Origin of the sequence: Streptacidiphilus sp. EB103A, from assembly GCF_041261405.1 — a bacterium.
Taxonomy (GTDB): domain Bacteria; phylum Actinomycetota; class Actinomycetes; order Streptomycetales; family Streptomycetaceae; genus Streptacidiphilus.
Window position 1 is genome coordinate 37,783 of sequence record NZ_JBGCAQ010000036.1, and the last position, 12,994, is coordinate 50,776.

General features: G+C 70.8%; 14 protein-coding genes. 5 read left to right on the forward strand and 9 right to left on the reverse strand.

From position 1 onward, the window contains the following. Positions 1 to 73: 73 nt before the first annotated feature. The 3 genes from ABH941_RS39025 (at position 74) to ABH941_RS39035 (ending at position 2,875) form a co-directional block, all read left to right on the forward strand. Positions 74 to 979 (forward strand): helix-turn-helix transcriptional regulator, encoded by a 906-nt coding sequence (locus ABH941_RS39025; protein WP_370136116.1) that lies wholly within the window; start codon positions 74 to 76, stop codon positions 977 to 979. 179 nt (positions 980 to 1,158) lie between these two features. Further along, the gene (locus ABH941_RS39030; protein WP_370136119.1) at positions 1,159 to 2,331 is read left to right on the forward strand and encodes a low temperature requirement protein A; all 1,173 of its coding nucleotides are present in this window, start codon (positions 1,159 to 1,161) and stop codon (positions 2,329 to 2,331) included. A gap of 202 nt (positions 2,332 to 2,533) precedes the next feature. Further along, positions 2,534 to 2,875 (forward strand): XRE family transcriptional regulator, encoded by a 342-nt coding sequence (locus ABH941_RS39035; RefSeq protein WP_370136122.1) that lies wholly within the window; start codon positions 2,534 to 2,536, stop codon positions 2,873 to 2,875. Positions 2,876 to 2,991: 116 nt separating this feature from the next. Here ABH941_RS39035 and ABH941_RS39040 read toward each other — a convergent pair whose 3' ends face one another. From ABH941_RS39040 to ABH941_RS39060, 5 genes are all read right to left on the reverse strand, one after another. After that, positions 2,992 to 3,432, reverse strand: a complete 441-nt coding sequence (locus ABH941_RS39040; protein ID WP_370136125.1) for an OsmC family protein — start codon at positions 3,430 to 3,432, stop codon at positions 2,992 to 2,994. A gap of 10 nt (positions 3,433 to 3,442) precedes the next feature. Further along, a complete protein-coding gene (locus ABH941_RS39045) occupies positions 3,443 to 4,243 on the reverse strand; it encodes a hypothetical protein (RefSeq protein WP_370136128.1) in 801 nt (266 codons plus the stop codon). A 255-nt stretch (positions 4,244 to 4,498) separates the two neighbouring features. Beyond that, positions 4,499 to 5,068: an AAA family ATPase gene (locus ABH941_RS39050; RefSeq protein ID WP_370136130.1), complete on the reverse strand. Its 570-nt coding sequence runs from the start codon at positions 5,066 to 5,068 to the stop codon at positions 4,499 to 4,501. An 80-nt stretch (positions 5,069 to 5,148) separates the two neighbouring features. Then, positions 5,149 to 5,511, reverse strand: a complete 363-nt coding sequence (locus ABH941_RS39055; protein ID WP_370136134.1) for a nuclear transport factor 2 family protein — start codon at positions 5,509 to 5,511, stop codon at positions 5,149 to 5,151. 23 nt (positions 5,512 to 5,534) lie between these two features. Further along, the gene (locus ABH941_RS39060) at positions 5,535 to 6,320 is read right to left on the reverse strand and encodes an SDR family oxidoreductase (protein WP_370136137.1); all 786 of its coding nucleotides are present in this window, start codon (positions 6,318 to 6,320) and stop codon (positions 5,535 to 5,537) included. Positions 6,321 to 6,426: 106 nt separating this feature from the next. On the opposite strand from ABH941_RS39060, the gene ABH941_RS39065 reads away from it, so the two are divergent. Beyond that, positions 6,427 to 6,927 (forward strand): winged helix-turn-helix transcriptional regulator, encoded by a 501-nt coding sequence (locus ABH941_RS39065; protein ID WP_370136140.1) that lies wholly within the window; start codon positions 6,427 to 6,429, stop codon positions 6,925 to 6,927. Positions 6,928 to 7,112: 185 nt separating this feature from the next. Continuing rightward, positions 7,113 to 7,691: a TetR/AcrR family transcriptional regulator gene (locus ABH941_RS39070; protein WP_370136143.1), complete on the forward strand. Its 579-nt coding sequence runs from the start codon at positions 7,113 to 7,115 to the stop codon at positions 7,689 to 7,691. 15 nt (positions 7,692 to 7,706) lie between these two features. Here the strand turns inward: ABH941_RS39070 and ABH941_RS39075 are convergent, their stop codons facing one another. The 4 genes from ABH941_RS39075 to ABH941_RS39090 all read right to left on the reverse strand — a co-directional run bounded on the left by ABH941_RS39075 (position 7,707) and on the right by ABH941_RS39090 (position 12,842). After that, entirely contained in the window at positions 7,707 to 8,213 is a 507-nt protein-coding gene (locus ABH941_RS39075) for a MarR family winged helix-turn-helix transcriptional regulator (RefSeq protein ID WP_370136146.1), read from the reverse strand. Positions 8,214 to 8,285: 72 nt separating this feature from the next. Then, positions 8,286 to 9,968, reverse strand: a complete 1,683-nt coding sequence (locus ABH941_RS39080; protein WP_370136148.1) for an FUSC family protein — start codon at positions 9,966 to 9,968, stop codon at positions 8,286 to 8,288. A 127-nt stretch (positions 9,969 to 10,095) separates the two neighbouring features. After that, complete coding sequence (locus ABH941_RS39085; protein WP_370136151.1) at positions 10,096 to 10,779, reverse strand: hypothetical protein; 684 nt, start codon at positions 10,777 to 10,779, stop codon at positions 10,096 to 10,098. Positions 10,780 to 10,868: 89 nt separating this feature from the next. Continuing rightward, the gene (locus ABH941_RS39090) at positions 10,869 to 12,842 is read right to left on the reverse strand and encodes a hypothetical protein (RefSeq protein WP_370136154.1); all 1,974 of its coding nucleotides are present in this window, start codon (positions 12,840 to 12,842) and stop codon (positions 10,869 to 10,871) included. Between the last annotated feature and the right edge of the window lie 152 nt (positions 12,843 to 12,994).

Sequence of the window (12,994 nt, forward strand, 5' to 3'; positions counted from 1 at the left end):
GAGCGCGAAGGGGGGTGTGGCACGGTCCCCCTCGTCTTCGGCAGGGGCGTCGCGCGCAGGCCACACTGGTGGGATGGCACCTGAGCGGCAGCACGACAGCGGCGGTACGGAACTGGGGCGGTTCCTGCGCGCCAGGCGCACCCAGGTCACCCCGGCCGAGGTCGGCTTCACCCCCGGCGCCGGGGTGCGCCGCACGCCCGGGCTGCGCCGCGAGGAGGTAGCGGCGCTGGCCGGGGTCAGCATCGACTACTACACCCGGCTGGAACGCGGCCGCGAGACCCGTCCCAGCCTGGCCGTCGTCGAGGCGCTGGGCCGTGCCCTCAAGCTGGACGAGGACGAGCAGGGCCACCTGCGCGCCCTCGCGGTCCGCGCCGCCCACCATCCGTCGGTGCCCCCGGTCGCGCCCAGTCGCACGGTGAGCGCCAAGGTCAAGCTGCTGCTGGAGAACCTGCGTCCGAGCCCGGCCTACGTCACCAGCCGCACCCTGGACCTGCTCGCCGCCAACCCCGGCGCGCTCGCCCTGTACACCGGCATCGACAGCTGGCCGGTGCGGCAGCGCAACCTCGCCCGCTACCTCTTCCTGCACCCCCAGGCCCGGGACCTGTACGCCGACTGGACCACCCAGATCCGCGGCTGCGTCGCCCGCCTGCGCGCCCTGGCCGGCACCGACCCCGACGCCCCTGACCTGGCCGGACTCATCGGCGAACTCCTGCTGAAAAGCCCCGACTTCGCCAAACTCTGGGACCGCTACGACGTCGCCCGAGCCGGCCACGCCCAGAAGCCGAAGACCTTCCACCACCCCCAGGTCGGCGAGATCACCCTCGCCTTCCAGGGCATGCAACTGGAGGGAACACCCGGCCACCGCCTGGGCATCTACGTCGCCGAACCCGGCACCCCCGACCACGACGCCATGATTCTGCTCGACATGACCGCACCCCACGCCGCCGCACGACCCGCCCCCGGAAACGCCCGAACCTAGACACGGTCGCCCTGGATGAGCAGTGCAATCCGCCGCCGCACCCCTGCGAGCCTGCGATCGGAGGGCCTCGCCGGACCGCACCGACCCTCGTGCGATCGGATATCGGCCGTGAGCAGCGCCGACACGCGGCGCCGGCTTGTCAGCTGCTGCGTCATCACCAGCCTGGGACAATCCCGACCGTGACCGATGAGACAGCCCTCCCAGGCGCCGCAGAGTCCGTTCGCCCGCTGGAACTCTTCTTCGACCTGGTCTTCGTCTTCACGATCACCCAGGTCGCCTCGATCCTCACCGCCGCACCCACGCCGCTCAGCCTGGCGCGGGTGGCCGTGCTCCTGGTGATCATCTGGTGGATGTACTCCGGCTACGCCTGGCTGACCAACGCACTCGATCTGGACCGCACTGGCCCCCGCCTGCTCCTGCTGACCGGCACCGCCGGGTTCTTCCTGATGTCGATGACCGTCCCGAAAGCGACCGGGAAAGGTCCCTGGGCGCTGATCTTCGGCGCCAGCTACCTCCTGGTCGTAGCGGTCCACATGCTCGGATTCATCGGCACCTCAGGACACCGCGGCATCATGCGCATCGGACCCCTGAACCTGGCGAGCGCCCTCGTCGTACTGGCCGCAGGGGCCGTGTCGCCACACGCACGGTTGTGGCTCTGGGCCCTGGCCGCAGCGCTCGAGGGGGTGACGCCACTGATCACCGGAGTCGGCGAATTCACGGTCGGAGTCGGGCACTTCGTCGAGCGCCACGGACTCGCAGTGATCATCGTGCTGGGCGAGTCGATCACGGAGGTCGGTGCGGTGACCTCACGAGAGAACAGCGTGACCACCTCCATCGTGGGCGCGCTCCTGGCCCTGGTGATCAGCGCGGAGATGTGGTGGCTCTACTTCGGCCGCGAGGAACGCGAGAGCGAAGCCCGACTGGAACGCGTCCCGGCCGAGCGCCGACCACGCGTCGCCGTCTACTCCTTCGGCTACGCCTACTACGTCATCATCCTCGGCATCGCGGTCGCGGCGGTCGGTATGGAGAAGGCCATCGACGAGTTCCACCACCCCTCCCACCATCTCTCCGCCCTGCTCCTGCCGCTCGGCATCTCCCTGTACCTGTTCGGCCTCGCCTGCTTCCACCGCACACTCGCCGGCACCTGGCCTGCGGCCCGACTCACGGCCGCGCTCGCCGCCGCCGCACTCGTCACGCCCGCCGCGGTCCGGACCAGCGGCGCCGCCGCCCTCGCGACAGCAGCCCTGGTCCTGCTCGCATTGAACGCATGGGAGAGTCGCCAGGTTCGCGGAGCTGGTGCGGGGAGTACGTCGACTCACCAGGTCTGCGAGCCTGGCAGCCCGTCCCCGTAATGAGGAGACAGCGGACGCGGGGCATTCGCCTCTGGGCAGTGATCTCGACGGGGCTGGGAAAGATCGCGTAGACGGCCAAGCGGCGTGCGGTCTTCTTGGTCGGCGGTGACAAGTCGGGGAACTGGAAGGGCTGGTACGAGACCGCGATCGTGGAAGCCGAACAGGCATACCAGGAACATCTCAAGTACGAGGAGGAGAAGCCATGAGCAGGGATCCGCTGAACAATCCGAATGCCGTGTACTGGGATGACCTGGTCGAGGACTTCGCTTTCACCTCTGATGAGCAGGAGCAGATCCGTGTCGGGGCCGATCAGATGATCGCCCAGGTTCGGGCGCACCGGCTTGCAGAGGTGCGGAAGCGGCAGCATGCCACGCAGGTCCAGGTGGCCGCTGCCATGGGTATAAGCCAAGCCCGCGTCTCGCGTATTGAGAAGGGTCAACTGGAGCGCAGCGAGGTGGACACTCTCGCCGCCTACGTCAAGGCCTTCGGCGGTCGGCTGAAGATCGTTGCCGAGTTCGGCGACGAGTCCTACGTACTTGGCTGAGCCGCAAGGTCAGGCGCTCGTGTCGTCGCAGGTCAGCAGTACTCGTGAACGCCCGACCAAACCAAGAGATCCCGTCCGGTCCAATCGATCGGGCGGATCTGGTGGTTTCGATCGAGTCAGACGTCCGCCACCGTTGCGGTGACGTGCGTGCCGATCTCGACCGTGCGGCTTACGGTGCAGAGCCGGTCGTGGGAGGTCTTGACCGCTCGGGGGAGGATCGCTCGGGCGCGGTCGCCGGGCTCACCGTCCGGGAGGGCGATGGAGAAGGCGACCGCGAGGTCGGTCATCCGGTTGCCGAGCTCGTCGCTGATCTTGTTGCCGGTCACGGTGACGGTGAATCCGTCGGGTTCCGCGTGGCGGCTGGTGGCGACGTCGACGTCGGCGGCGGTGCAGCCCCCGATCGCGGCGAGCAGCAGCTCGACCGGGGTGAAGTCGGTTCCGCCGTCGGGACCGGAGCCGGTGCCGAAGCTGACCGTGCCGCCGCGGGCATTCGTCGCGGTGAAGTGGCCGGTGCTGGTTCGCTCGATGGTGACGGAGCGCAGGGTGTTGTCGGTCATGACGACGACACTAGTGCGGCCTGCGTAGATCGCCGCGAACGCCACTGCCCTGGATCTGGGCCAGGTGGTCGGCCCAGGAGTCGACGATCTTGCTGTGTCCGGCGGTTCGGGCGGCTTGCTGCAGGTCCGTGAAGAGGCCCCGAAGGGTCTGCGCGTCTCCTTCGACCAGGAGGCTCCGCAGCCGTGGCATCAGTTGCTCGGCCTTCCAGTGGGCTTCTCTCAGCGGGAAGCGCTCCAGCTCCCAGTGCAGGTACTTGTTGTAGGGGCGTACCCGACCGTGCAGCGCGAACAGTGCGGTGACCAGATAGGGAACGCTCTCGGCCGCGTCCAGGTGGGCGAGTTCGGGGCGGCCGTCGCGGTGGCTCTTCATCGCGCGGTAGTAGGCGTTGAGCCAGGCGTCCAGTGAACTGTCCGTCAGTTCCCGTGCCTCGTCCGGGTCGAGCGCCGCCTTCCGCTGGACCAGCCCGGTGATCGTGGCGCCGTCGCGGTCGAAGAGGACCTGGCAGTGGACGAAGGCGTAGCGGTCCCACGAGGCCGGGTCGCCCGGTAGTCCGCGCGTCCGGAACCGGGTCAGAGGCAGGACGGCCAGGTCCAGTTGGGCGGTCCGCAAAGCGTCCAGTTGTTGTGTGCCGTCCGGCAGGTCGTCATCGACGACGACATAGACGTCGTAGTCCGAGTGGACCGTCGGCATGGACTCGCGGGCCTGGGAGCCGCTCAGGACCAGGCCGAGCACGGCGGGATCCGCACGGGCCCGGCGGACGAAGGCCGCGAAGGCCGCGTCGTGGTCGGGGGCTTGGGAAGAGTCGGACACCACAGTGATCTCTCCAACGGCAAAGGCCCTGAACTGCCGAGCGGGGTGGGCGGGGTGGGCGGGGTGGGGCAGGTCACACTTCCGCATCGGCTGCGGGCGGAACACCGTGGGGTGGTTGACCGTTCTACCATTCGTGGACGCGGACAGGGGACTGAATTCCCGGGCCTGAACAGGCCTAGACCTCCGCCCACCACGATCTGCCCCGGCTGGCCTCCCCCGTCCAGCCGGGGCTCCCCCTTGTCAGGCACGTGTTGCTCAGTTCCACGGCGATTCCGCCCGGGAGTCGACGAACGCCGCGAGCGCCTCCAGGCCGGGCCGGTAGCCGTCGGTGGTGTCCACCTCGATCCAGGGGACGTCCAGCGAAAGCCGTTCGAACGCGATATGGGTCGTCGCGTGCACCGCCGGGTCGCCGGGCTCGGGGTCCGCGTGCGCCCGGCGCAGTGGCTCCGTCTTTCGGCGGCGCAGTTTCCGGGCGAGAGCCATATCCGGGTCGACCGTGCAGTGCACGATACGGATCCGCGCCAGACCGGCCAGGGGTTCCAGGCCGGACCGCCACACCCGGTCCTGGAACGCAGCCTCCGCCACGGTCGTCGCACCTGCCCGGAGCAGTAGTTCCAGGACGCCGAAGAAGGCCGGCAGCGTGCGCATGGTCAGTGCGTCGCTCGGCCCCGGCATGAACCCCGGGGTGGCGTGCACCATCCCTTCCTTGATCTCGTCCCGGCAGGTTGCCGGGCACCCCACTGCCCGGGCGAGCCGGTGCGCGAGGGTGGTCTTGCCCGACCCCGGAGGGCCGCTGACGACAATGAGTGTGGGAAGCGAAGTCATCACCCCACAGGTATAGCCAATCCGCCGTCGAATACCGATGGGCCGCACTGGCGGGTCGAGGACTCCGGGTCCGGGGTGGCTCAGGGTTCGATGACGAGGCGTTCGATGAGGTCGTCGCGGAGGGTGAACTGGTAGCGCAGGTCGACGATCCCGCCGGGGAAGTCGCCCTGTAGGCGGTTCGTGGCGGTGTGGTGAGTCGCATCGGTGCTGTGGGCGCTGGTGAGTTCGACGGTGTAGTCGTACTCGGTGCTGGATCGGTTCAGCCAGTTCTCGATGGCCGGGGGGCCGCTGTAGATGGTGCCGTCGTCGGTCACGATGGCATCGTCGGTGAACGTGGCGAGCGCGGCGGCGGTTTTGCGGGCGCGGTGGGCCGCGAGGTAGCGGGTGATGACGTCGGGGAGTTCGTCGGGGGCGATGGGCTGCGAGGTCTGGTTCTGGGTCATGGCGGTCCTCCGGGGCCGGTGGATCAGATGGTGGGGGTGGTGCCGCCGTCGATGACGTAGTCGGCGCCGACGATGGACGAGGCGCGGTCGGAGACGAGGAAGGCGATCAGTTCGGCGACCTCCTCGGGGTGGTTGGGGCGGCCGAGCGGGATGCCGCCGAGGGAGTCCATCAGCTGTTCCAGCGCCTGTCGGTGGCTGCTGCCGGCGCCTTGGGCGATCCGGTCGACGAGCGCCTCGGCGGCGGCGGTCTGGACGAAGCCGGGAGAGACGGTGTTCACCCGCACTCCGTGTGGTGCGACTTCGTTGGCCAGTCCTTTGCTGTAGGCCGTCAGCGCGGCCTTGGCAGCGGCGTAGGCCAGGGTGCCGTTGAACAGTGGCATCCGGCGCTGGATCGAGGCGACGTGCACGATCGCACCCTCGCCGCGTTGGATCATGCCGGGTAGCAGGCCGCGGTCCATCCGGACTGCGGCCAGTAGGTTGTGGTTCAGCTCGCTGGCCCAGTCGTCCTCGCTCAACGCGGCGAAGCCGCCGGTCGGCGACTGAGAGCCGCCGAAGTTGTTGATCAGGATGTCGATTCCGCCGAGGCGGTCCAGGGCTTCGGCGACTACGGCGGCCGTGGCGTCGGCGGTGGACAGATCCGCCTGGATGAACAGTTCCGGATCGGTGTCATCCGGCCGGGTCCTGGCGGTGACCAGCACCGTTGCGCCGGCCTCGGTCAACCGTCGGGCGGTGGCCGCGCCGGTGCCCTTGGTGCCGCCGGTGATCAGTGCACGACGGCCCTTCAGGGATGCGCCGGCGTCGCTGGCCATGTCGACCTCCGTCTCCAGGGGTCGGCTCTCTTCGGCCGCCCGCTTGTTACTGCTAGAATAGAAGCTACTAACTTCTAGATTAGCAGTAACTCGGTGGAGGCGAACCATGGCGAGCCGGATCAGGCCGGAGGACTGGGAGTGCCCGCTGTCCAGGGCCGCGCAGCACGTCGGCGAGTGGTGGACGCTGCTGCTGCTGCATGACGCCTTCGACGGCTACACGCGCTTCGACCAGTTCCAGGAGAACCTCGGGATCTCGTCCAGCATGCTCACCGCTCGTCTGAAGACCCTGGTCGACGACGGCCTGCTGGAGCGGCGCCCTTACCAGACCAATCCGGTGCGGCACGAATATGTCCTGACCGAACTCGGCCGGTCCCTGCGACCGGTGATCGTGGCCCTGGCCGCCTGGGGCAACGCGCGCCTGGCACCCGAGGAACGCAGCATGGTGCTGGTGGACGCCGCGACCGGAGCCGAGGCCGAACCGGTGCTGGTCGACCGCGCCACCGGGCAGCGGGTGGACGGACCGGATTTTGTCTTCACCGCCGGACCGGCCGCCAGCAAGCCCTTCCAGGACCGCTACGCGGCACGCCCCACGCCCAAGCGGCGCTGACCCGCCGGTCGGTACGGCGAACCACGCGACGGCGCGACGGCGCGACGGCGAGCCTGATCAGCCGGGACGTTCGCAGCCAACCCCGGTCGATCCAGGTCCGGCTGTGGCAGAATACGATTTTGATGATAGAGAGCACGATTCCCGATCATGCAAACGATGTTGCCGCGCGTATCGCCCGACGATCGTTGGCCAAGCAGGAGGCGGACTACGCGAGCGAGGTCCGCCGCCTGCTCGATGCTGCCTATGAGGTCATCACCCGTTGCGGGACGGACACCCGGCCGCGGGTCGCTGACATCGTGGCCGCCGCGGGCCTGTCGAACGACGCCTTCTACCGCCATTTCCGTTCCAAGGACGCCCTGGTCGCCGCGCTGCTGCTGCACGGCACCGAGGAGCTGGTGAGCTACACCGCCCACCTGATGGCCAAGGAGACGACACCGGCCGGCCGGGTCCGCCGCTGGCTGGAAGCGGTGTTCTGCCAGACCCGTGAGGAGATGGCGGCGGCGACCCGCGCGCTGCTGTGGAACGGGAGCAACCTCGGCGACGGTCCCGCCTCGGCCCGCTACGCGCATGTCGCCCCGCTGGCCGCGCTGCTGGTCGATCCCTACACCGAACTGGGCAGCGCCGACCCGGAGATGGACGCCTCGCTGACCACCCACGCGGTCCTGGGCAAGATCTCCGACTATGTGTTCCGACGCGCCGTGCCCACCCAGGCCGAGCTGGATCGCATCGTCGGGTTCAGCCTGCGGGCGGGCAGCCCCGGGTAGCTCAGCTCCAACGGTTCAGTACGGCAGCAGGCCGCCCAGTCGGCCCTCCAGGACCACCAGCAACTCGCTGAGCCCCTCGGAGAGTTCACCCTGCCGCAGCTCGTCGATCCCGGACAGCAGGGAACGCTCGTAGGCCAGCTGCTCCGGCAGCAGCCGGTCGATCAGAGCGCGGCCCTCGTCGGTGAGGGAGAGATGGACGACGCGGCGGTCGCGGGCGTCCTGGTGGCGTTCGACCAGGCCGCGTTCGGCCAGCAGCCGGACCCGTTTGGTGACGGCGGCGCCGGAGGAGAAGGTCTCCCGGGCCAGCCGACTGGGCGTCAGATCGCGGTCGACCCTGCGCAGCGTGCCGAGCACGTCGAATTCGGGACGGGTCAGGCCGGCATCGGTGAGCGGGGCGTCGGTGGCCTGCTGGAGCAGCGCGGAGCAGCGGTTCAGCCGTCCGATGAGCGCCATCGGGGCGGTGTCGAGGCTGGGGTTCAGCTGCTGCCACTGGCGGAGTACCCCTGCGACCACGTCTTCCACGCCGCCTCCTTTCGCTCGGCTGCCGATCCTACGCGCACGCCCGGGTTCAGCCTGCTCAGGTCATGCGCCCGCTCAGGCCGCGACCGGCTGCGCCCGCAGGACGGCCGGGTCGAGCCTGCGGTTCAGTTCGGTCAGTACCGGGTGGCCCTGCTGCTCGGCGGCGGTGATCCGCTCCTCGGAGAGGGTCCGTTGCCGCCACTCGCCGCCTGCGGTGTCCGCGGCTTCGCGGAGCTCGACCAGGGCGTTGGTCAGCCGGTCCCTGGCCCAGCCCAGCTCGTGCCGGGGGACCTCCGGCCCCGGGGCGTCCAGCAATCGTGCGGCCTCGGCGCGGGTGGTCGAGACCCTGGCCAGGGCCCTTTCGGCCCGGTCCGAGACCTGCCGGTCGGTGATCAGGAAGCAGGCGGCCAGCCCCACCGCCGCGCCCACCACCGTGTCCAGGCCCCGGTCCGCGATCAACTCGCCGGCGGGCTGGACCCGGGCGAACTGGACCATCAGCAGCGACATCGGGGTGACGAACACGGTGGCCAGCCAGTAGCCGCGGGTGATGGTCGCCTCGGTGGCGAACTGGCAGGCCAGCGCGGCCAGGACCAGGGCCGCGGCGCCGAGCCCGGTCAGCGGCAGCAGGACGGCGAACAGGACCAGTCCGATGACATTGCCGAGGACCCGGTTGAGCGCCCGGTTCCAGCTGAGCGCGGTGTTGGCCTGGAAGACGGAGGCGGCGGTGACCACCGCCCAGTAGGGGCGGCCGACGCCCAGCTCCATCGAGGCCCAGCCCGCCAGGGCGCAGCCGACGGCCACCCGCGCGCCGATGGTCAGCAGCGGTGATCCGGGGCGCAGCGCGTCCAGCAGCCGGACCCGGCCGCCCGCGCCAGGGGCGCGGCGGTGCAGCTGGGCGTCGACCGGCGGCTGTTCGGCGGCGTGGCCCGCGAGCTCGGCGACCTCGGCGCCGGTGGGGGACAGCTCGGGCAGCGGACCCCGGCGCCGCAGCGCGCGGGCCCAGCACCGCAGTTGCCGGGGGTCGGCGGTGCCGGTCCCCGCGCGGATCAGCAGCAGCTCCAGCCGTCCGCGGTCCGCTGCGGCCTCGGCGGTGCGGGCCGACACCAGCAGGACGGTGCGCCAGGCCGCGGCCGCGGTTCCGGCCCGGGCCGCGGGTGCTCCCTGCGCGGCGGCCGCCTCCAGCGCCCGAGCGACCGCGCGCCGCTGGGGTCCCTGCGGACGCAGCAGCGCGGGGGCCATGCAGACCAGCCAGGCGAAGGCCCCGGCGGCCACGGTCAGGGCGAGGTGCGCGGGGACGTCGGCGAGTCGCTGGGGGACGAAGACGCAGCTGGCGGCGATGAAGGTGGGGATCAGATTGGCCGGCGGCCCGATCCTGGTGACGTCGCACAGCATCTTGTGGACGGCTGCGAGCAGGGCCGCGACGGCGACCCGGACCACGGTGAAGTCGGTGGCAGCGGCGGTGCTGAGCGCGACGGCGACACTCGCGGTCATGCCGAGCACCACCCATCCGAGGGTGCGGGCGCGGGCCGCGTACGGCAGTCCATGGGCGTAGAGGGCGCAGAGTCCGCCGGCGGAGGTGTAGAGGGCGAGGTCGAGCCGTCCCAGCGTCAGCAGCAGCAGATCGGCCGCTCCCAGGGCGATCACGGCGCTGAGCGCCTGCCGGTGCCAGCCCGCCACCACGCGGTTCAGCCGCAGTGCGCTGCGTACCGGAAGCTGTCGGGCCGGCCTGGGGGTTCCTGTCTCCGTCTCTGTCGCCATGCCGTCAATATTAGCAGGTAATTTACTTATGAAATATATGCGCGCCGAACGGGCCGGCCGAGGGATTCTCGACCGGCCCCTCCGGGGGCCGACGGCCCGTCAGCGACGGTGCTTCAATGACGGTCCGTCAGTGCGTCAGCATGCGGTGCATGGTGACCGTGGGGGCCATCGCGGCCAGGGCGTCGACGCCCGGTCCCTTCGGGGCGGTGGCGGCACCGGCCTTGAGGATCGAGGTGACCTGGGCGGCCAGCGCGTCGGCCTGGGCCTGGATCGAGGCGATCGAGGCGCTGGAACGCCCAAGCGCGTCCAACTTGCGGTGGATCTCCGCCAGTTGACGCTGCGCCGAAGGGCTGAGGGTGAACGGGTTGGCCGTCGAGACGACGAACTGGTAGGCCCCGGCGAAGGTCTGGCAGTCCGTGCAGTGGTTGTTGGTCGCCCGGCTCAGGTTCTGGGCGTTGAGGTGGATGTTCTCCCCGGCCATGGTGATGATCTGGAAGGACAGCGCCACCGACCGGCACGGCGAGGCCGCGGTGCAGGCCGAGGAGGTGGCGTGGGCGTCGTTGTGGGCCGCCGCCGCGAACACCGTGCCGTACTGGTGCACGGTGAAGGAGTCGTCGAAGGCGGTCCGCTGGACCGGGTTGGCGTAGGCCAGGGCGGCGTCGTCGGCGATGGCCACGCCGTGCCCGTTGCTGGAGAAGGTGCCGGGTGCGGCGGCCTGCGCGCTCGCCGCCGTGGCGATGGCGCCCAGGCCCACGGTGGCCAGCAGGCTGAGGCGGACGGCCTTGCGGCCGGGGCCGGTACGTCGTGTCACTCTGCGGTGCTCATTGAGATTCATGCGTTCTCTCCTGACGGATGTCCTGACTGACGGATGTTCTGCGGGTAGCGACCGTGCGCAGCGGATCACTTGGTTGGCGTGGCCGGGGAGGCTGCGGCGCTGGTCGTGGCTGTCGGGGCCGTCGTCGCCGAGGCGGTCGTCGACGGGCCGGTGGTGGTCGGTGCTGCGGTGGTGGGCGCGGCCGTGGTGGCCGCCGGCGTGCTCGGCGCGTGTGTGATCGGTGCCGCGGTGGCGGCCGGCGTTCCGGCCGGCTTTCCTGCCGTGGTGGTCTGCGCTGTCGCCGGGGCGGTGGTGAGGCCGGCCGCGGGCTTCGAGGCGGCCGAGGACGCGGTGCCGGAGGCCGTCGCCGAGGCCGACGGGGTGGCCCCGGGGATGACGCCTGCCCCGCTGCTCATCCCGCCGCCGGGCTGGGCCGATCCGCCGGACCCTCCTGACGTCGGCTTTCCGGACCCCTGGCCGGGGGCGGCCGGCTCGGTGGTGGGGACGCCCGGCTGCAGTACCGGCACCAGCGGCGGCTGCTGCGGCAGCGGCTTCGGGGTCGCGCCCCCGGCCCAGGCGACGCCGAGTCCGGCGACCGCGCTGACGGCGACGGCGCAGAAGGCGAGCCTCAGCCGGGGGCTCTCGCCGGTGGCCCGCAGCGCGGTGCGCAGCAGCCGTCCGCCCAGCCTGACCGAGAGGTAGGCCATCCCGGCGAGCGGGCAGACCAGCATGAAGCTGCCGAGCACGCCGACCAGGCCGGCGGCGAGGTGTCCGTCGGCGAACTCCGAGGCGGTGCCGCTGAGTTGGGTGACCAGCGAGCGTGCGCCGGTGGTCAGGATCCGCGGCAGGTTCCACAGGGCGTAGCCCAGGTCGCCCAGCAGCAGCGGCACCATGGTGACGACCCAGGCGGTGACGATGATCCGGGCGGAGCGCTTGAGTCCGGCGACCTCGGGGCGGACCGGCTTCCCCGGCACCATGCTGAGCAGGATCGGCTTGATCTTGCCGAACAGGTCGGGCACCCCGGCCAGGTCGCCCAGGATGTAGTAGCCGTCCAGCCGGACGGCCGGCATCAGCTGTTCCAGCACCTCGAAGTGGCCCAGGTAGACGGCGCTGAGGAAGAACTGCTGGCCGGTCAGGAAGTAGGCGCCGCCCATGCCGAGCATGAAGACGATGTTGAAGTAGACGCCGCCGAGGTCGGTTCTGATCCGCCCGCCCCGGCCGATCCGGTAGACGTCGGTGACGTCGGTGTACATCGACGGCCAGATCAGGAAGAACCCGCAGCCGATGCAGCCGGGGCGGGCCCCGCCGTAGCGGCAGGCGGAGGCGTGGCCGAACTCGTGGAACACCACCGAGGCGACGGTCAGCGCGAACACCGCCAGCAGCAGCACCGGCTGGTTGAGCACCTCCAGCACCGGGGTGATCGCGCCGTAGAAGCCGAACAGCCAGACGTCCATGAGCACCATGGACGCCAGCACCAGCACCACCATCAGCGGACGGTGCAGCCAGGCCAGCGAACGGCCGATGGTGTTGGCGCGCTTGGCGTCGAACATGACTTTGTGGCCCTTGAGGGCCAGCAGCAGATCGGACCGGGGCGCGCCGCTGACCTCGTCGTCCTCCTGCCCGAACGGGACGGTGACGCCGAGGGGTTGCAGCTTCTGCTCGACCAGGTAGGCGATGTTCTCCTCGCTCACCTCGCGTCCGTACAGCCCGCTGACCCGGTGCGCGATGCGCTCGGTGTCGCGGACGCCGTCGACGGCGCCGGCGACCAGGTGGAGCAGCCTGGAGAGCTGCACCACCTGGCCGTCCCCTCGGCGCGCGATGTACTTGGGCTCGGTGAACCCGGAGCCCTGGTACTCGCCGTGCAGGCGGAGCCCCGAGCTCAACCGCGGCACGGGGAACACGGGTACGGAGTCCACGGCCGCGAACCGACGCGGCTCCGCCTGCGGGTCCAGGTAATCGATGAACTCCCGGGTGTCGTCCTGGCACGGGACACCCGTGAGGGAGGTGGCGAATCCCCCCGGGCCGGGTACCAGTGCCCCCGGCTCCACACTGACGGTCATTGCTGTGTCTGTCCTCCCCCGGCGCGGGGGGGGCCCCCCCCCCCGGGGGGGCCCCCCCCCGGGGGGGGGGGGGGGGGGGGGGGGGGGGGGGGGGGGGGGGGGGTGGGGGGGGGGGGGGGGGGGCCGGGGGGGCGACGGGGGGGTTGGGGTGG

Coding starts and splice junctions, on each gene's coding strand:
- ABH941_RS39025 (WP_370136116.1), top strand. CDS start 74: ATGGCACCTGAGCGGCAGCACGACAGCGGCGGTACGGAACTGGGGCGG.
- ABH941_RS39035 (WP_370136122.1), top strand. CDS start 2,534: ATGAGCAGGGATCCGCTGAACAATCCGAATGCCGTGTACTGGGATGAC.
- ABH941_RS39040 (WP_370136125.1), bottom strand. CDS start 3,432: ATGACCGACAACACCCTGCGCTCCGTCACCATCGAGCGAACCAGCACC.
- ABH941_RS39050 (WP_370136130.1), bottom strand. CDS start 5,068: ATGACTTCGCTTCCCACACTCATTGTCGTCAGCGGCCCTCCGGGGTCG.
- ABH941_RS39055 (WP_370136134.1), bottom strand. CDS start 5,511: ATGACCCAGAACCAGACCTCGCAGCCCATCGCCCCCGACGAACTCCCC.
- ABH941_RS39060 (WP_370136137.1), bottom strand. CDS start 6,320: ATGGCCAGCGACGCCGGCGCATCCCTGAAGGGCCGTCGTGCACTGATC.
- ABH941_RS39065 (WP_370136140.1), top strand. CDS start 6,427: ATGGCGAGCCGGATCAGGCCGGAGGACTGGGAGTGCCCGCTGTCCAGG.
- ABH941_RS39080 (WP_370136148.1), bottom strand. CDS start 9,968: ATGGCGACAGAGACGGAGACAGGAACCCCCAGGCCGGCCCGACAGCTT.
- ABH941_RS39090 (WP_370136154.1), bottom strand. CDS start 12,842: ATGACCGTCAGTGTGGAGCCGGGGGCACTGGTACCCGGCCCGGGGGGA.